Genomic DNA, 20,338 nt, shown 5'->3' on the forward strand with positions numbered 1-20,338 from the left:
GTTATTATTATGATGGAATATTTATTTAATGGGTTTGCAGATGCTTTTAGTCTAGCTGTTTTCCCAGTATTAGTTTTTGGTGTATTAGGTGGCGTTATATTAGGTGCGTTACCTGGTTTAACGGCAACCATGGGCGTAGCAATATTATTGCCTTTCACTTTTGGAATGGCCCCTACGCCGGCACTTGTTATGTTAATTGGGGTTTATATTGGTGGTATTTACGGTGGTTCAATCGCCGCTATTTTATTAAAAACACCAGGTACCCCTGCTTCGGCAGCAACGGTACTTGATGGTCATACAATGGCTATCAAAGGTCTTGCGGCAAAAGCGTTGAGTATCGCTGCCGTGGCATCATTTATTGGTGGTTTAATTAGTACCATTGTATTAATTGCTATTGCACCCATATTGGCAGATTTTGCACTGCGATTTAATGCACCTGAATACTTTGCACTTGCACTGTTTGGCTTAACTATTATTGCGAGCGTTTCAGCTAAAAATATCATGAAAGGTCTACTCGCAGGGACTATCGGCTTATTAGTGTCTATGGTTGGCTTAGACCCTATCAGTAGTGTACCTCGCTTTACCTTTGGTATATTAGATCTTTATAGTGGGATTAATATTATCCCTGTATTAATCGGTTTATTTGCCATTTCAGAAGGTTTAAATCAATTAGAAAAGCTATCTAGTGATAAACAAGACATTCCTCCTAAGTTTGATTATAAACTATTGAGTTTTTCAGATTTTAAGAAGATTTTACCTACAACGATCAAGAGTGGTCTTATCGGTACCTCAATTGGTTCAGTGCCTGGCGCTGGGGCTGATATTTCAGCTTTTGCTTGTTACAACGAAGCAAAGCGTGTTGCTAAAAATCCAGAAGAATTTGGTAATGGTTCAATGCATGGTTTAGCAGCCGCGGAATCAGGCAACAATGGAGTAACCGGTGGTTCATTAGTACCTTTATTAACATTAGGTGTACCGGGTGATGCGGTTTCAGCAGTATTGTTAGGGGCTTTAATTGTTCAAGGTTTAACACCGGGTCCATTATTGTTTACTCAAAATCCTGAAATTGTTTATGGTATTTTTAGCTCGATGATTGTAGCAAATATAGTCATGCTAATTATTGGATTTCTAGGTATCAGATTCTTCTGCCGTATTATAGAAGTACCAAAAATAATTATGATCCCTATTATCATCTTCCTATCTGTTATTGGTGCTTACGCAATTAATAACTCTATGTTTGATGTAGGTATTGCGATTACATTTGGCTTATTAGGCTTTATATTAAATAAACTAGATATCCCATCGTCACCTATTTTATTAGCGATAATATTAGGCCCAATGGCAGAAACAAACTTAAGAAAATCCTTGATCTTGTATGAAGGTAGTTGGTCGTTCTTGTATGATCGTCCAATTGCACTAGCCTTTATTCTATTCGCTGTTTTCTCTGTTTATTCAACTATTAAACTGAAAAAGAAAGAGCGTTTAGCAGAAGAGAAAAAATAATTTTATTATGAGAGGTTTATATTTAGAAATAAAGAAAAGTAGCAAATGACATCATATGTATTTGCTACTTTTCTTTTAATCATTCATCGCAATGCGCTCATTAATTATTTGGTATTTACAATTAATGCATAACGACCATCTTGGTGAGTAAATCCCCAAACTGTATTATTATTGTAGTTATAGCCCCATATGTAAGTTGCACAACTATCAGCAACATCACTCGGCACACTTCCCGTTCCAGAACCATACATTACACTGAAATCATCTGAGTAAGCCGTAGCAGTGAAACAACTATCATCAAGGAACTCTTCCCAATCACCACTGGTTTCATTATATCGACCGATAGTTAATGTTGATAACTCAGCACCTTCAGGAGCAGTCATTGCAAGAGTGATTGCATCAGCTTGATCATTATCACTGACCACACCATCACGAATAACATTAGTTGGATTATCTCTTTCAACTGCATCTTTATCATAAAATAATTCAGATGGAGAGGTATCTTGTACAAAACCATTGGTATTTTTATAACTACCATCTTGATTCAAATTACCATTAATGAACAAAATATCAGACACAGTAGTTTCATTATTATCAGCAAACCAACTCAATGATAATAACTCGTTCATAGCGTCTTCGTTGCGTGAAATATTGTAAGTATCAGCAAAGCTAGTGTATTCACCTTTACCTGTTCCTAACTCGTCTTGATAGTTAACATCACTACCCGTTTGCTTGTTACCTGCTGAATCTGTTTCTAGTACTTCAACACTGTTATAGGTTAGGTTATACCCGTCTAATATAGCCGCTTCAGTACCAATGTATCCCTCTTCGTCTGGTGTACTCGTGGTTGTCCAATAAGATTCATACGGTGAAACGATTCGCTGTAATGCATCACTTGTATAACTTGCTGTATCACCTAAACTCCACTCAATGTCGATAATTTCTTCAACGGTTTCACCCGTTGTTGCATCAACGTCATATTGTACCCAAGCATCTTGTTCTTCATCCCAGTACGTTCCCATATTTAAGTCAGCTTCAGAGAAATTGACCGGAGCATAATAGTTTTTAAAAGTGATTTGACGGTCATTCACTTCAACAATAACAAACGAAATCTTATTCGATTTTTCATACTTAGTTAGTTGTTTAGTATACTGACTATTAGTTCCTTCATAGTCCCCAACCTGTACAAAATTATCTTGCGCTAAACCCGTTTCATAAGCGCTATTAACACCATAGCGATTATTATAAGCCTTCCAAGATGCGTTACCTGCAACTATTTGTGTAAAGCCAACAGAAGTATCAGAGATATCAGGGTGAATCATACTACGTGAATACTGGTGGTCATGGCCCGCAATGTAATTCACTTTATATTCACTCAGTAGATTGAGTACGTTATTCATCAGACCTGGTGATGATTCATCTTGTAACGCTAAGTAACCTAACTGGCCAGTATCCAGACCTAAAATACCTGGTTCAGTACTTTCGTCGTCATCATCGTCACTCAATGAAGAGATATAATCAAAGTACTCATCATAATCATAAACAGAAGGACGCTTTTTAGTTGATAGTGCTTCGTGACCAAACATGACAATATGATCGACTTTCGAAGAATTTTCTTCTAACACATCTTTTAACCAGCTATAAATCAATAGCCATGTACCTTCATAACTGACCGAAACCAAGTCACTTGCATAAAAATCGATAGCAATAAATAAAGTGTTATTTTGTATTGTGTAATACATTAAATCTTCAATGCCTTCATAACCAACAATATCACCACTAGCTAAACCTGCAGTTAATAATGTTCCTGGGTACTGCTGATACAAGTTATAACCTTGGTCGTATTCTTCAGAGTCCGAGTCTGTATAGGCATCAATATCATTGTCCATGTTATTTACTGATGATGGATCCGTTGTATCAACTTCAGTAGTGAACCAACTTAACCAATCATTACCGTCAACAACTTCATGGTTACCACGAACGGGTAAGACTGTTATCCCAGCTTCAGTAAGCGGTGTAGCTACTTTGTCCATCCACTCTACATATTCATTTTCGGTACGTAGGTCAGTCATATCCCCTACAGCTAAAACAATAGAAACTCCTTCACTCTTAATTTTAGTGATAATCGGTTCAATCATTAATGAAGGTAAGTGCTTGAAGTCGTAAGGATTATCAGATCGTTCATTAGATGCAATTGCGACAGGTGCATCACCATCAGCTAGCGCATCACCATTTTCATCAGCAAAGAATGTATTGTATGGGTCAGACACATCAATTTTCCAACCTTCACCATCAAAAATACCATCATTATTGACGTCATAACCGATCTTTATTGATAATGTTATATTATCAAATGTATGTGTAATGGTTTGTGTATAATCATCATCGTAAGCACCTTGGGTATCGGGAATAACAGCAAATCGCCATACATTACCACTGTTATTCTCTGCGAGTATATTCGCTCCTTTTGTTGATAAGCTAGTGACTTCCTTGGTAGTTTCAGAGCTCCCCTTACTATCACCACCACAAGCACTTAAAGCGCTGACAGCTGTAGCAATAAAAATAGCTTTATGTATATCCTTTATCATTATATTTACCTATCATCTGATTTACAGTTTACAATTATTTTAGAAATAACTGAATATTGAAAGCAGTACATTAAAGGATAGATATGACAAATTAATGATAGGAATATAACAATCAAGTTAACAAATAATACGATCTAAATATGGGCGCATAAATAGAGTGTGCATTAACAATTAAAAGCCACAAAATAACTTTTTTCATTATTCCTAGTGAATCTGAACCGGAAGTAATAGATTTGAAAGATGCTATAAAGTAATTCAATAATTGCGTTTATCTAATATTAAGCTTCAATCTTTTTGCCAGAGGTTCAATAGCTGCTCCTTGGAAGAAAACGGAAATAAGCACAATAAAAAATACCATATTAACTATCGTCAATGAAGAACTCACGCCAGCAGCGGCAGGAATAAGAGCAAACACGATAGGTGTTGCCCCTTTAAGGCCAATAGAAGAGATAAATAAACGCTTTCTCCAACTTGCTTTAGGAAAGAATAAATAACAAATCTGCACCGCTAACGGTCTTGCTACAAAGATCAGTAAAACAGCAGGTAATAGCGAAGCATACAATACCTCAAATAAATGATGAGGGAATATTTGTAATCCAAGTGCAATAAACATTAAGGCCTGGGCCAACCATGACAAACTATTAAAGAAATGTTTAGTCATCTCTTTTCCACGTTTAATACCATTGCCCATCACAACACCCACAACATAAGATGCTAATAATATATTACCGCCAATGAACTCACTGCCGTAAGTTGCTAATACAAAACTGGCTAAAACAAAGACAGGAATCAGGCCATATTCTTCAAGCTTAATATGATTAAGCAACCATACCGCAACACGTCCAACAACAAACGCAACAACGAGCGCACTGAATATTTGTGTAACGAGCTCAATGCTAATTTGACTAGCAGAAACTGCATTATCAGGCGCAAGTGCAAGCTGAGTTAATAACACTACCAATATAAGAGCAATCGGGTCATTAGTAGCAGATTCAAACTCTAAAACGGTATCCGTTTGTTCTTTCAATTTAATTTTTTTAGATTGAAGAATTGAAAATACAGCAGCGGCATCCGTGGAGGAAACAATCGCAGCAAATAACAAACAATGAATAAAGGAAAAGTCTAAAGTATAAGAGAGTAGCACAGAGAAAAATAACGTCGTTAATAACACCCCTAATGTCGATAAGACGCCACCTTCTCGATAGGCCACCCGGACACTTTCCTTGGACGTATTTAAGCCACCAACAAAGACAATAATATTCAGTGCAATACTGCCTACTAAAGACGTTAAAGCAAAATTGTCATATACAAAATTGAACTCGCCATTACCAAATAATAAACCAACCCCCATGAAGATGAGTAAAGATGGGATACCAAAAGTCCGCGATGGATGATGTAAAAGAATACCAATTCCAATCAAAGCGGCAATACAAATTAGTATAAGTTGATATGACATTATTTCTTTTTTTTCCTTTTTTTGAATGTTTACTAAGAGTTATTTATGGTTTATTTACATTTTTTAAAAATTATTTGCGATTAATACAACTTTGATTTCACGGTTGAAAAAATTAAATCACAGAATAATGTATAGACTTGCAATGAAAAGGTAATGATTAATAGATAGCTTAAATTAGAGAAAAAAATTTAAACTAAGCAGTGACTTATATCAAATTAATTATACATAATATCTACAAGACTTATATTTATAAAATGTTTAATTGTAGTAATGCACATTTAAATAAAAAAATAAAATCAATAAAAAACAACAAGTTAAAAATCTTCATAGTGAAGATTAAAAAATAAAAACACATCATAAATTAAATACGATTCAATTCACTTATTTATCGAAAAGGCCATACCCTAAAATCAACAAATTTTAGTATGGCTTTAAGGATTCTTTAACGACTTTAAAAAGCAAGCTAACACTACCTGCTTATTTTATTTAACTTCATTCTTGCACTCAAAAAATACAAACGCCGATCAAACTTTACAATGAACGAGAGTGTTACCAATCACAAAGAAACAAGGAAGGTCATAAGCTTATATTATTAATACTTAAAATTAGATATAGTGAGATATACTTTTATTTCATCAATTTATCACTTAATCATATTAACTCCAAAAATTGGTACTATAAAATTAGGAATAGACGTTATGCCAACGACTTCTATCATAAAATTTACAGACAGCTCATCTTTAAGTGAATTAAATAAAGCAATCAATAGTGTCGTTGAAGAAGGCGCTAAAACCGTATTATTATTGACTTGTATCGACAATAATTACAATCAAGAAAAATCAAAAGAAGTGTTACAGCAATACACTGTTTCGCTGTGTGGCGCGGTATTTCCTAAAATCATATATAAAAATAAAAGTTACTCACAAGGAGCGATTGTTTTAGGATTAATGGTTCACTGTAAAGTGGTAAATTATTCCATGTTGGCTGACTCAGATGCTGATTTAAAGTCTTATATTCAAATAAAAAGCCAACAAATAGAAAACTACCAAAACTTTATCATCATCTCCGATGCATTTTGCAATCAATGTGAAAACTTTACCGACCACTTTTATGATTACATGGGTTCTGGCATATCTGCGATTGGAGGAGGAGCTGGTTCATTGGATTTATTATCTCATCCGGTTATTTTTACCAACCAAGGGTTGATTAGTAACGCAACACAAGTAATCGCACTTCCTTGTCCAATAAAAAATAGTATCGGTCATGGTTGGGAAGTTTTAGATGGCCCTTATTTAGTCACCTCTTCTGAAGGGCACTATGTTCACTCATTAAATTACCGACCTACTTTTGAGTTATACAAAGAAATTATTCAAAACAAAATAAAGTCACCTTTACCAACCGATTTTTTTGCTGAATTCTCCAAACATTACCCATTAGGCATAATGTCATTAGATGGAGATATATTGGTAAGGGATCCATTACAAACAAATGGATCTTATTTAGAGTGTGTAGGAAATGTACCAGTTAATTCGATGGTGTATTTATTACACAGCAATCGAAATAAAATGATTATTGCAAGTGACAAAACAGCGCGAGATGTAGCACAACAAAGTACATCAAAAACCCTTTTATTATTTGACTGTGTTACTCGAGATCTATTATTCGGTGAAGATATTGGAGATGAGCTTGAAGCGATACAAAGTCCTTTCCCTAACACCTGTTTAGTCGGCGCAATGGCTCTAGGAGAAATAGCAAATACTGGAAATGGTTCAATTCGTTTACTTAATAAATCAACTGTTCTTGGCTCATTTTAAACGGTAGGAAAATTTATGAATATAGCGATGCATATAATGTCGATTCAGCATCAATTAGTATTAGCAATAGATAACGATTCCGACTTAAAAAAAATGTTACACCAATTTTTGAGCCTTTGTAGCCTGTCTTTAAATTCCACTAATAGTCATATTTTTCTTATAAAAGATAACAATAACAATCCAACATACCAAACAGATAAAAACAATAAGATCTTATTAAATCATTATGTTAGCTTCCCGATGAAAAAAAATGGATTGTTATCGAGTAAAGATAAAAATTTATCAATTTTAGTTAACCAATTTTTCCAAAACAATAGCAATAGCAATACACAAGAGCAACAAGTTGAATCGACGTTATATCATTTTTTTAAAATAGGTGATTTTGGTGTATTAACAATTGAACGAAAACAAAGTTTAGATCAAGCTATTCAAAATGCGCTTACACCTGTCTTAAACAAACTAGCTATTAGCACGATTGCTGCCATTAACCATCACTCCCTTGTTATAGAAATAAAAAACCGTAAACGAGTGGAAGAAAAAATAACTTACCAAGCATCACACGACTTTCTCACTGGTCTTTACAATAGAATGAAAATTCAAGAGTTTTTAGCTAAAGCAATTGATAACTGTATATACCAGGAACAAACTGCTGCCATATTACTGATTAATTTAACTGGGTTTAAAAATATCAATGATGTAATGGGTTACCACGTAGGAGATGAAGTACTAAAACAAGCTGCGATTAGACTGAAAAAATTAATCAATAAAATGGGGATAGTCGCCAGGTTTAATGGGCATGAGTTTATTATATTAATAGAAAATTTACCTCTTAATAACATCAAAGCTCAATCGATCATTAATAAAGTGATTGTCGATATTGTGGATGCAATGGAAATCCCCTTTGAGTTCGTAGAAGGAAGGTTTTCTTTATCTTGTTTTATTGGTTATGAAACTTTTAATAGCAACTCAAAAGGAGTTCAAGATATCCTTAAAAATGCCAGTATAGCAGTATATGAGGCTTTCAAAAGAGGGAAGGATAAAGCATTACTTTACGATGAAACCATGTCTAAACAGCTAAATAATTACATCAGTTACACCAAAGAAATAAAGCAGGCATTAATCCTTAACGAATTTGAGCTACATTACCAACCTCAATATGACCACTTAAATAATATTATTGGCGCAGAAGCTTTATTGCGTTGGAATAATCCTCTACGCGGTTATGAGTCTCCTGCTATTTATATTCCTATCGCGGAAGAAAGTGACTTGATAATGCAGATTAGTCGTTACGTTTTACAACAGGCATGTGAAGACATTAAAAAATTACAACGACTCTCTCTACCAAGCTCATTTAAACAAATATCAATTAATATAAGTGCAAAACAATTAGCAAAGCATGATTTTGCAGATACCATTATTAGCGCAGTAAAAGAGCATAAAATATCTCCTAAACATTTAAAGGTAGAGATAACAGAAAGTATCATGATGGGTGATATTGATTTATCAATCACCTGTTTAGAAAAACTGCATCAATTTGGTGTAGAGTGCGCAATTGATGATTTTGGTACCGGTTACTCTTCGTTAGCTTATTTAAAACGTTTACCTGCAAGCCTACTTAAAATAGACCGTTCCTTTGTCACTGATATTAATACCGATACCAGTAACCTTGCCATTGCAAGTATGATTATAGAACTGGCTAAAAGCTTAAATATGCAAGTCATTGCTGAAGGTGTAGAAACTAAGCAGGAGTTAGAGTCTTTAATAAACTTAGGCTGTTACCAATATCAAGGATACTATTTTAGTCATCCTTTAACGTTTAATAAATTAATTGAATGTTTTAATACACCTAAATTCGCATAATACAACCGATAAAAGGTCGATAAACTTTTATATTTCCCCCTTACTTCTCTCACTTATAAGTTAAATTCAATATTCATTTAACTCTAAAAAATAAGGAAAGAACGGATAAATTCTATAGGTTAAACCAAGCAACTTATTCATGAATATTCATAAATTTAATCAAGTAAGTATATGTTCAGCACTCTACATAAAAAAGGCGATGAGAGTATAATTTCGTCGCCTTTTTAGCTTATATTATAAATGTAATACCAATCACACTAATTAACTGATCTATTTTACTGGTTAAAATAACTTATTTCTTCGTTGTAAATTTCGTAAAGGGAACAGCCATTAATGAATTAACATGTTTTAGTTAATTCACCGATAGAAGATTAACGAAGTTAATCTTCGAAAGGCCTCAATTTACGCCTTAAACTAAGTCATTTTTCCTGCACAAAATTTAGATCACTTATTTAATGTAATCAGTATAAAATGTCATCCACTTAAGCTTATCTGAACTCTGACACTTCAAATTTTTGCACAATATCTTTAATTTCTTTACGTTCTAATACGTAGTCGATGCTGCGAATTAATAAAGGTTTTGATAAATCGTCTTTACTAATCACATCAATAATTTCATTTGATAAAAACTCTTTATCCATTATTGATTCGTTTTGACCAGACAGTAATATAATAGGCGTATCGACATTTTTATATTTCATTGCCTTAACAAAATCTTCAGCTGTATTAGCACCTAATTGATAATCAAGTAGGCAGACATCCACTTTCATTCTTCCTGCAAGCTCAATCGCTTCTTCTAGTGTTTTAGCTTCGACGATAGTGTACGAACGATCCTCAGACTCTTTAAAGTATCTTTGTACTCGTAAGCGGTCAATTGCATCATCGTCAATCACCATCACTGTGACGTGCTGATTCATTTCTATACGGTGATGTAATCGCTTAGATCGGTTAAGTAATAAAGTTTTAAATTGCTGCTGTGACTGTGCCAACGCATTTTCAATAAATTTCAATCTAGAAATATTAGTGATGGTGATTAACACTCCCTGTTGAGAGATAGATTCATCATCATTAACAGTATAAGGTGCCATGCGTATTAGAGCAGCCTCTCCTGATTTAGTTAAAATATCTTGCTCTACAACTTCACCTTTAGTACTTACATTTTCTATTTGAGTCAGTAAATCATCATAATCTAATTCATGTGATATATGATGAATAGGTCGACCAATATCTGACGTACGTAAATTAATGTAATTAGCTGAATGCGGTGTATATTTACGAATTGTTAAGTGCTCATCTAAGAAGAGAATACCAATATTAGTGGAGTTGATAACATTATCCAAATCCATATTAGCCTCAGTCAACTGAGATATTTTCTCTTGATACTCACTATTTACAGTATATAACTCTTCATTAACCGACTGTAACTCTTCATTGGTGCTTTGCAGTTCTTCATTTGAAGACATGAGCTCTTCATTTGCGGATTGTAACTCTTCGTTAGTCGTTTCTAGTTCTTCAATTGTCACTTGCAAGTGTTCTTGCTTTTTAATTAACTCTTGCTCTAAATCATAAATACGTTGGAGTGATTGCTCACCTCCATCAAAGGTAATGGATTTAGGTGACTTCTTAACTACTTCACCTTCTTCATGAATAATAAATTGAAGAATATATGAACGAGGGGAAGTTTGATGATCACTTTGTTTAACCATAAACACAGCAAGATCTATAAACGTAGCGACACCATCAAATGTGCAAGCCACATCACTATAAAAAACATCTTCTTCATTTTTTTCGCAACGATATAATGCTGTAGATACGGCAATAGCCAAATCATCACAAATCATATCTTTAATGTTGATGCTTACTTTGCCTCGTCCTAATCCTTTTGTATAACGAGTCATATCACCATAAACATGCACAGCATCAAAATTGTCATTCAGTACAATACTGTCCGGTGCATAATGTTCTATAAGACGCTCCATCACCGTATTATATTTATTATTAATAACCATTCTAGTCGGATGAACTTGTGTTGCTGAAACGGTTGAAAGCATAGGGCTAACAATATTTTGCTTAAGAGAAGATGGTTGCTTCATGGGTAACCTTGCTGCACTCGCCTTTTGAAAAATGCGAGTTCGCTCATCAACAACTTCAAAATGAACGCTCATTTCTCCTAAAGACTCTGAATTGCCCAAAAATAAAAAACCATGCTGCTGTAATGCAAAATAAAAGGATAAAAACACTTTTTGTTGAGCAGTATGTTGGAAGTAAATTAACGCGTTTCGACAACTTAATAAGTTAATGTTTGAAAATGGGGGATCTTCAATCATATTATGTTGAGCAAAAATAACCATTTTACGTAACTTAGCAGATACGACATAAGCATTGCCAGTAGGCTCAAAATAATTATTTATTCTATCTTTAGATATATCTTGAACTATTTCAGCGGCATACACACCTGTGCTTGCTTCAGCAATAGCATCTTCATCGACATCGGTTGCGAATATTTTAACGCGCCTATCTATTTGATATTTTTCTTTAGCTTCATCAAAAAGAATAGCAATTGAATAAGCCTCTTCACCCGATGAGCAACCTGCAATCCAAAGACGAATAGGGTCGGTGCCATTACCAGAGGTTAGTACTTTGTGTATCGCGACTGTAGTTAATTTATCAAATGCTTCATCGTCTCTGAAAAAACGAGTCACGTTAATTAATAACTCTTTGCTTAAAATAGACACTTCACGTGGCGAGTTATTAAGCAAACGTAAATAAGCATCTAATGTTTTTAATTGATTGATGCCTAAACGCCTTTCAATTCGACGCGAAACGGTTGAGGGTTTATATTGTGCAAAATTAATGGAAGATTGGTTTTTTAATATTTTAAAAATTTCTGCTAATGCATCATTATCACCATCAGAAGCAATAAAAGAGCTAACAGGTAAGTCCCCTTTTATTGAAGGATGATTCATAAAATTAACTAAGCTTTTCCCCATTTCACTTGGACGTAACACCATATCAGCTAAACCTGTTTGATATGCGCTAGTAGGCATACCATCAAATTTAGCTGAATCAGGTTTTTGTATGACGACTAATCCGCCAGCTTCTTTCATTGCACGAATACCACGGGTGCCATCTGTTCCAGTACCGGATAAAACAATACCAATACCTTTATGCTGTTGGTCTTCTGCTAAAGAACGTAAAAACACATCAATTGATAAGTGCGGTAACCGATCGGGCATTTGCTCTGAGAGCAATAACTTACCTTCAGTAATCAACATATTTTTACGAGGCGGCATTAAATAGATTGCATTAGCTTCAATAGTAATACTGTCTGTCACTTCGAAAATAGGCATATCAGTAAATTTTATTAATAATTCAGACATCATGCTTTTATAGTCAGGAGAAAGGTGTTGAACAACAATGTAAGTCGCACCAGTATCACTTGGTAAATTACCAAAAAAATCTTGTAATGCTTCTAAACCACCTGCTGAAGTACCAATACCAACAACATGTGAAGGAGCTAAATTTTCTTTTTTTTCAGTTTGGGTCACATGTTTCTCACTATGAATAATTTAAATTAAATAGATTTATAATTAGCGTACTATCAACAAAAAATAGTCTGACTAACTTGTTAAGCATTCGATTTTTTGTGAGATTTTAGTAACTCACTCGCTTTGTTTATTGATAAAGGTTTATGAAAATAATAACCTTGGTGGCAAATACAACCTTGTGCAATTAACCAATCCTTCGTTTGTATATCTTCAACCCCCTCCGCTATTAAACCTAAATCGAGCATTTTTCCTAAACCAATAATAGCTAATACAATTTTTTCTGCACCAGAATCCTGTAAAACATCCTGTATAAAGCTGCGATCTATTTTTATGTAATTAAGAGGCATCTGACGTAATAAACCCAGAGACGAATAACCTGTGCCAAAATCATCAAGTGCAATTAAAAAACCAGCCGCTTTTAGTGCGCGTAAGTTTTCACCAGCAATCGTCGGGTCTTGTATAAAAGCAGTTTCAGTCACTTCAAGGGTAAACCAACTAGGGTCTATTTTTTCTTTTTTAAATAGAGCGATAATAGAGTCTGAAAATTCTATCAAATGTAATTGCTTAACAGATAAGTTGACTGCAATTTTTTGAGGGGCAACAAGCAGTCCCTCAGCTATCCACATTTTGACTTGTATAATCACTTCATAAAACAACCACTCTGAAAAGTTTTGTATTAAGCCATTTTCTTCCATGGTTTTAATAAAAACATCTGGACCGATGAAACCCATGTCTGAATTTGACCATCTAGCTAATACTTCGAATCCCATTATACTGCCAATGTTGGCATTCATTAATGGTTGAAACACAAAAGAAAAGCCTGTTTTTTGTGGATGGTTTAAATCATCGGTTAAATAATGTAATAGAGATAAATCTTTTTCTAAAACAGGGTCATAAAAACAAAATTGGTTTCGTCCTAGATCTTTTGCTTTATATAAAGCCAAGTCCGCTTTTCTTAATATATCCGCAGGGGAAACGTTATGCTCGGTTGCGATTGAAACACCAACACTGCAGGATAAGACCATACTTTTATTTTCAATAGTAAAAGGCAGATTAACCGCACTCACTATTTTATTTGCAATAGGAGAAATGACATTTTCTGAAGAAATATCTGTAAAAATAATAGCAAATTCGTCACCACCTAAACGCGCAATCGAATCTTCATCCCTTACCACCGATTTTAAACGTTCAGCGACTTCTTGAATAACGATATCACCGACATGGTGTCCTAATGTGTCGTTAATATTTTTAAATCGGTCTAAATCTAAAAACATTAAAGCGGTTATTCCATGACGAGGGACTCTGGCTAATGCCAACGTTAATCGATCAGTAAAAAAAGCACGATTAGATAATCCAGTTAAATGGTCATAATTGGCCATTTTTTGTAATTTTTGAGAATTAGACCGTTCATCTGAAATATCAGACATAGTAAAAATTAACCCTGTTAACTCAACACGATCATTAAATAATCCAACTGCATTCATCGAAACCCATAAACTCTTTCCTGCAACAGTTATTAATTCAATTTCGCCTTTAAAATCGTTTGTGTGTGAAACTGCACGAATAATTTCAGATAATATTTCATCAGTATTTAAGGTTTTGATAGATGATAACCATCCTTTCCCTAAAGACTGTTGATTATTTTGGCTTGTATATTTAGTCCACGTTTTATTAACATATGAACAATTAAAGTCTTTATCTACTTGTAATATCGCCATTGGTACAACACTAGTTAAAGCATTAAAACGCTGTAAACTTGCGTTATAAACAGCATGATTAACATCTACCTCTGTTTTTTCGTTAATCATCAAGCCAAAACATTGGCGACCAAAGTAAGCTATGTCAAATAAATGAATATCGACCGTGACAGATTGGTATGAATTTAATATTAATGGGACATTTTGCCATTCTTGCTTATCAAGATGCCCTAAAAAAGACATTTTACTAATTGCCGTTAATAAACGAAACGCAATGCTGGGTAACGTGCTGTTAATTAACTTATCCATCACAGGCCAACCACGTTCTAAATTCGAGTTAAATAAACGGTGCGCTGCTAAATTTGATTTTAAAACTTTAAACTCATCATCAAAAAGAAAGGTAGGATGAAATGTATTTTTTAACATGGAATCTAAGATCTTTTGACTTTGATCTTGAAGTTTATTGGATGTTAAATCACGTCGGGTTTTAATAGGTAAGGATTTTGCCGCACGCTTCTTATTTTTAAGTAAAGTAATAGTCGCTAATAAAAAAGGAGTTACATCAATAAGATCTTTTGAACGTACAGAAAGCTCTATATTGACTAAGATAATAACCGCATATACCTCATTACCTTCACCAATTGGAATATAACGTAAATTATCAATGTATTCGTTATTCAATAAGTCATCATAAACACTTTCTTGTCCTTTATGACAAAACAAGTCTTCTGATAAACACGGCTTATCCATAAAATAATCTGTTAAGTCTTTATTCAGTTTATTTTTAATTGGTTCGAAGAGCTGTTCAGGAGCAGTAACTGTTTGAGTATCTACATTAATTAAATAGGGCGGTAAATCATTCTCAACTAAAAAACCTAATGCATAGTCTGAATTATTAATTCTTGCTAATTTATCAACACAATGTTCGAGTATGTAGTTATCTGATTTACTTATTTGTTGTGATTTCACACTACCTCTGAAGTATTAATTTCATGATGAATTTAGCAAAAAAAATATTTAAATAAAATAACATAGTTATTCAATTAAAATAATATTGATCAATATGATCCACTTTATTGTTTAAAAGTTCATTTTTATAAAAATTTATTATACAAAACACCGAATAACTATATTTAGCTCATAAATTATATCTAGCATTCTAAACGGGTTATTTTGGCAACATGACAACTCGCCAATAACAATCAAGTAATTGAATTACTCTATCAAACCCACCTTTGACATCTGACTTAACAATATACCCAGCTATATTTTCGTTATACGCAGCGACCAAGTCTTCATCTGCTGACGATGTAGTCAGTACAAAAATAATCGTGTTTTTTAAGTTTTCATCTTTACGTATATTTTGTAGAAACTCTATCCCGCCCATAATTGGCATATTCAGGTCCAATAAGATCAAATAAGGCCTTTGTACTATACTTGGATCACGTAGCAGTTCTAATGCTTCTAATCCATTTTTTGTTCTAACAATTGGGTTCGCTAATTTAAGTTTCTTAAAACCTCTTTCAACTGCTTTAGCATCAATATCATCGTCTTCTACCAACAAAATACTGACTTCGTTATACTTTTCACTCATGATTATTTATTCCTTTATTTATTGCTGACTGGCTTTATTCAGTAATTTCCTTCGGCCAAGTAAAGTAAAAAGTACACCCTTGACCTTCACTTGATTCGATTCTTACTTCTCCAGAATAATGTTCAACAATTTTCTTAATCAACGCAAGTCCCATACCACTTCCCTCCGCTTCATCTCGTGGTCTTAAAGTTTTAAACATTTTGAATATATCTTCTTGGTATTGCAAAGAAATTCCAGGCCCATCATCTTTAATGCTAAATTCATAAAACAGTCCTGTATCTATACAGCCAACTTCAATGCATCCCTCTTCTTTATGATGGTGCTTTATGGCATTACTCAACAAGTTTCGTATCACTTGTTCAAAAGGAGCTTTAAAGGTTGAAAAAGTAGGTAACTGATCGTTAATCGTTAAAGTAAAGCCATTTAAAGGTGCAACTAACATAAATAAGTCATTCACTAACATATGACTATTAATAACTGAAAAACTTACTTTTTGATGATTAGCTCGAGAATAAGTTAACAAATCGCTTAACAGTGTTTCTAAACGTCCTATTCGATTTCGCATCATCTTAAGATGATCAGGTATTTCTTCTAAATTACCTTCTTCAATATCTTCAACAACCCAAGTTGCTAATTGGTCAATACCACGTAATGGTGCTTTTAAATCATGTGATGCGACATAAGCAAAGTCATCCAGATCTTTGTTAGAGCGAGCAAGATCAATAGAGCGTTGCTCAGCTAGTACTTTAGCGCTCTCAGCTTCTTTCATTAAACGAGATAAGAGTACTCGCTGGGTTTTTAATTCAACAACATGAGCCTTTAATTCTGTATTTTTATCAGCTAAAGATTGCGTTCTTTTTACCACAGTCTTTTCTAATCGATGATTTTGATTTTTTAATTCATCACTTAAAACTGTTATATTTTTCGCTCTAATAACAGCGACTTGTAAAGCATAAACTGCAAAGGCTAATAATAAACTAATAACAGTGCCACTTGCTAAAATCCATTTAATAACAGAAGGAGATTCTATATCTTTTAATAAATCCTCACTTAATGCCATGTTTAATTGCCACTTACGATCCGGAATAGTTAAATCAAAACTAAAAAATGGATTCTGGTTATCCCGCCCATAAAGTAAACTGCCATTTTCTTTGTTAATATCCAATAAAGTCAGCTCTAGACCTTCAATATCGGCACGTGCTTTAGTATTTTCCATCAAGGTAGCAATTCTAAAAACACCCGTCGTATAACCTAATATGCCATCAATACGTTGTTCAACATTACCAATAGGAAAACCTTGTTTATAGACTGGTGCAATAATTAAAAAACCAGCTGAATCGTCAAATTGTTGTACTAATTGAATTTTTGATGTGGTGACCATTTTCCCACTATTTCGGGCAAACTCTAATGAGCGACGACGTACATCATTACTATTTAAGTCAAAGCCAATGGCTTTATTATTGAAATCATAAGGGCTGACATATGCAACAGGCGTGTAATAAGGTTTAGTTTTACTAGTAACTAACTTCCCTTCTTTGTTGTTTTCTGTGATATTGAAGTTTACATGTTGTGTTTTTAATAGTGCTTCAAACTCTTTTCTTTCATTGCCTTTTATTAAAGGCACCCAACTCAGCGCTTGAATATAAACACGACTTTTTATATCCAAAACCTCCATATATTGATTAAATTCATCCTGAGATAAGTGTTCTTCGTTTGCACTATAAAAAGCCTGTAAGCCTTGTAAGTCATTAACTGATTTATCAATTGCATCCTGAAAACGAATAGAGATTTGCTCTGCTGTATTCTCTATTTTTAAATAGCTCTCTGTTTTTAATTGATTACGGACTTGTACCGAGACTGAATAGGTACTTACAATACCAACACAACTTATAATAATAGCTAAAATTAGAGACTTAATAGAAATTGAGTTCACCTTTAAAATCCTTTTAAACACATAAATTGTATATTCACAATTCGATTATGGTGGGTAAATTGGTATAAGACAGAGGTGATATCAAATGAACGTTACTGACGTATATCTATATAAGTAATTTTTTAATAATTATATATTTTAAATTACCTAACATCTATTTTATATCATTTATTCTAGTGTTAGATCATGAGTAAGTATAGCTAATATAAAAATCATTTAATAAAGTTATCCTTATGAAAGAATAAAGAAAGTTATTGATAGTAAAAACGGTTTAAGAAATCAAAAATGACATTAAAAGTAAGGGTTTAAGGTAACGATTAAACAACAGTTTATCGAGTGGGTAACGAATTTAAGAGAAAAAAAACCCCTAACGAATTAGGGGTTTGAAATTATAAAACTATATTAACGATTAACGTTCTACAGCTACTTTACGAGTTTCTTCGATATTGATTTCAATACGACGATTCATTTTGCTTGCTTCGGCAGTGTTACTTGAATCAAGTAAGTTTGTTTCGCCGTGGCCAATAGCAGTAAGACGTGAAGCATCAACACCGTATTCAGATGTTAGTAAACCAGTAATCGCATCAGCACGTTTTTGTGATAGCTTTTGGTTGTAGCTAGCTTTACCTACTGCAGAAGTATAACCATCAACAGTAATGTTTACGTGTGGGTATTGCTTAAGGAAAGCAGAAACTTTAGCAAGTTCAGAGTAGTACTCAGATTTTACAACAGCTTTGTTGTTATCAAAGTTAACTAATAAACGGTAAGAAAGACGTTCTTTTTCAAAAATAGTACAACCTACTTCATCAACTTTATCATTGATTGGTGTAGCTGCACATTGGTCTTTACCATCAACAACGCCATCTTTGTCAGTATCGATTGCAACAGGTGCAACGTAAGCAACAGGCTGAGGTTTAACTGGAACAACTTTTTCATTAGTATCAAAGAAGTAAACAATACCTACTTGAGCAATAGCATCAGCGTAGTTTCCATCAAATTGGTAGCTTCCTTTACCTTCAACGTAACCTGCAAATTGGTCAGTGAAGTATTGACGATAACCAAGACCAACATTAAGAGCAGCTTCTGTATCAGTATTAAAATCTAAAGCGTTAAGACCACCTAATAGGTAAAGGTTTTTCTCTGTAGGGAAGAAAAGTGCATCTAAGCCGTATTTATTAATACCTTGAATGTTACTACCACGCTTAAGTTCAGCTTCAAAGCGAGAGTAAGATAAACGAAGTTCTACAGGAGCAGAAAGACGGTAACCTAATTCAGCACCGTAACCACCTGCACGGTTAAATGAACTAGTGTTTAAACGATCGCTATCAGCTTCTAAATAAGCTCCGTGTAAACCACCGTAAACATTACCTACTAGTGTTTCAGCATCTGGTTGAGCTGCATTAGCTGCAGAAAACTGAGTAAGTAATAATGTGCTAACAAGAAGTGAGGTTTTATGTTTCATCATATCGGTATTCCATTTGATTAGTTAATTGAGTAAAAAAGTGATTATCTTTATATATAAACACTTAAAAAACACAATAAAAAATAATAATTTTAGCAAAAAATATCATTCTGATATTTAATTTGCAAATTAAATGCTGGCAAGGTCAAGAATATAAACACTTCCCAAAGGTTCTTCAAAAAACTGTCCTTTATTACCAATGTATTTAATAAACTTAATTAGTAATAAACCAATTTAAAGTCAAATTAAAAACAAAGTAAAACATAAAAACATCTCACTAGTGGTATAAATATTTTAGTATTCATTATTTAATGCGATATAAAAATAATGATAAATAAAATAACTAGCATGCCCAAGTATAGGATAAAAATTCTAAGAACGGTCTATTATAAAGCAAATTTAATAAACGTATAATACTTTGTTATATCTCTACTTAGAATTTTTAAAGTAGCTAAAATTAAAGTCTATAAAAGGACAGCGACAAAAGAACAATAAGATTGTCTAACAGACAGTACGTAAATAAGATTAAATAAGATTAAATAAGATCACTATTTAATTAAAAATAATTAAAAGTTAGATATTGGATTGATTAATATCAGTTTTTTTGTGAGATAAAGGAATGTATTTATACTTATCTTTAATCAGTATAAAAATATCTTTATTTTTAGAGGAAGCTATTTACCGAGTACAACTTGCCAAAAATACGGGGTAAGTTAGCCTTTGCTATAAAATTTATTTTTTATAAAAAACGTTTTTGCAGAGAATTAACACGGATTTAAGATCTACATATATAAATAATAGTCAAAAAAGACGCTTTATTCGGTGTGGTGTACAAATGATAGCAAATAATATAATGCCTAAATATTACTCGCTATCTTAATTT

Annotated in this window: 10 protein-coding genes; 3 read left to right on the plus strand and 7 right to left on the minus strand. The window is 33.4% G+C overall.

The annotated features are described in order from the left end of the window. Positions 1-9 precede the first annotated feature (9 nt). A complete protein-coding gene (locus GQR59_RS15750) occupies positions 10-1,503 on the plus strand; it encodes a tripartite tricarboxylate transporter permease (protein WP_160064278.1) in 1,494 nt (497 codons plus the stop codon). Positions 1,504-1,607: 104 nt separating this feature from the next. Here the strand turns inward: GQR59_RS15750 and GQR59_RS15755 are convergent, their stop codons facing one another. After that, positions 1,608-4,091, minus strand: a complete 2,484-nt coding sequence (locus GQR59_RS15755; RefSeq protein ID WP_160064279.1) for a metallophosphoesterase family protein — start codon at positions 4,089-4,091, stop codon at positions 1,608-1,610. 268 nt (positions 4,092-4,359) lie between these two features. Beyond that, complete coding sequence (locus tag GQR59_RS15760; protein ID WP_160064280.1) at positions 4,360-5,547, minus strand: potassium/proton antiporter; 1,188 nt, start codon at positions 5,545-5,547, stop codon at positions 4,360-4,362. 698 nt (positions 5,548-6,245) lie between these two features. On the opposite strand from GQR59_RS15760, the gene GQR59_RS15765 reads away from it, so the two are divergent. Together GQR59_RS15765 and GQR59_RS15770 are read left to right on the plus strand one after the other, a co-directional pair. Continuing rightward, positions 6,246-7,361, plus strand: coding sequence for an FIST C-terminal domain-containing protein (locus GQR59_RS15765; protein WP_160064281.1), 1,116 nt, complete (start codon positions 6,246-6,248; stop codon positions 7,359-7,361). A gap of 15 nt (positions 7,362-7,376) precedes the next feature. After that, positions 7,377-9,221: a putative bifunctional diguanylate cyclase/phosphodiesterase gene (locus GQR59_RS15770; RefSeq protein ID WP_160064282.1), complete on the plus strand. Its 1,845-nt coding sequence runs from the start codon at positions 7,377-7,379 to the stop codon at positions 9,219-9,221. Between the two features lie 488 nt (positions 9,222-9,709). Here GQR59_RS15770 and GQR59_RS15775 read toward each other — a convergent pair whose 3' ends face one another. From GQR59_RS15775 to GQR59_RS15795, 5 genes are all read right to left on the minus strand, one after another. Further along, positions 9,710-12,769: a chemotaxis protein CheB gene (locus GQR59_RS15775; RefSeq protein ID WP_160064284.1), complete on the minus strand. Its 3,060-nt coding sequence runs from the start codon at positions 12,767-12,769 to the stop codon at positions 9,710-9,712. An 80-nt stretch (positions 12,770-12,849) separates the two neighbouring features. Beyond that, entirely contained in the window at positions 12,850-15,435 is a 2,586-nt protein-coding gene (locus tag GQR59_RS15780) for an EAL domain-containing protein (protein ID WP_160064286.1), read from the minus strand. Between the two features lie 199 nt (positions 15,436-15,634). Then, positions 15,635-16,066 carry a response regulator gene (locus GQR59_RS15785; protein WP_442966206.1) on the minus strand — a complete coding sequence of 144 codons (432 nt, stop codon included), beginning with the start codon at positions 16,064-16,066 and terminating at the stop codon, positions 15,635-15,637. Positions 16,067-16,094: 28 nt separating this feature from the next. Next, positions 16,095-17,993, minus strand: coding sequence for a sensor histidine kinase (locus GQR59_RS15790; protein WP_160064290.1), 1,899 nt, complete (start codon positions 17,991-17,993; stop codon positions 16,095-16,097). 409 nt (positions 17,994-18,402) lie between these two features. Further along, entirely contained in the window at positions 18,403-19,458 is a 1,056-nt protein-coding gene (locus GQR59_RS15795; protein WP_160064292.1) for an OmpA family protein, read from the minus strand. Positions 19,459-20,338: the final 880 nt, after the last annotated feature.

This window comes from Psychromonas sp. L1A2 (assembly GCF_009828855.1).
Lineage (GTDB): Bacteria > Pseudomonadota > Gammaproteobacteria > Enterobacterales > Psychromonadaceae > Psychromonas.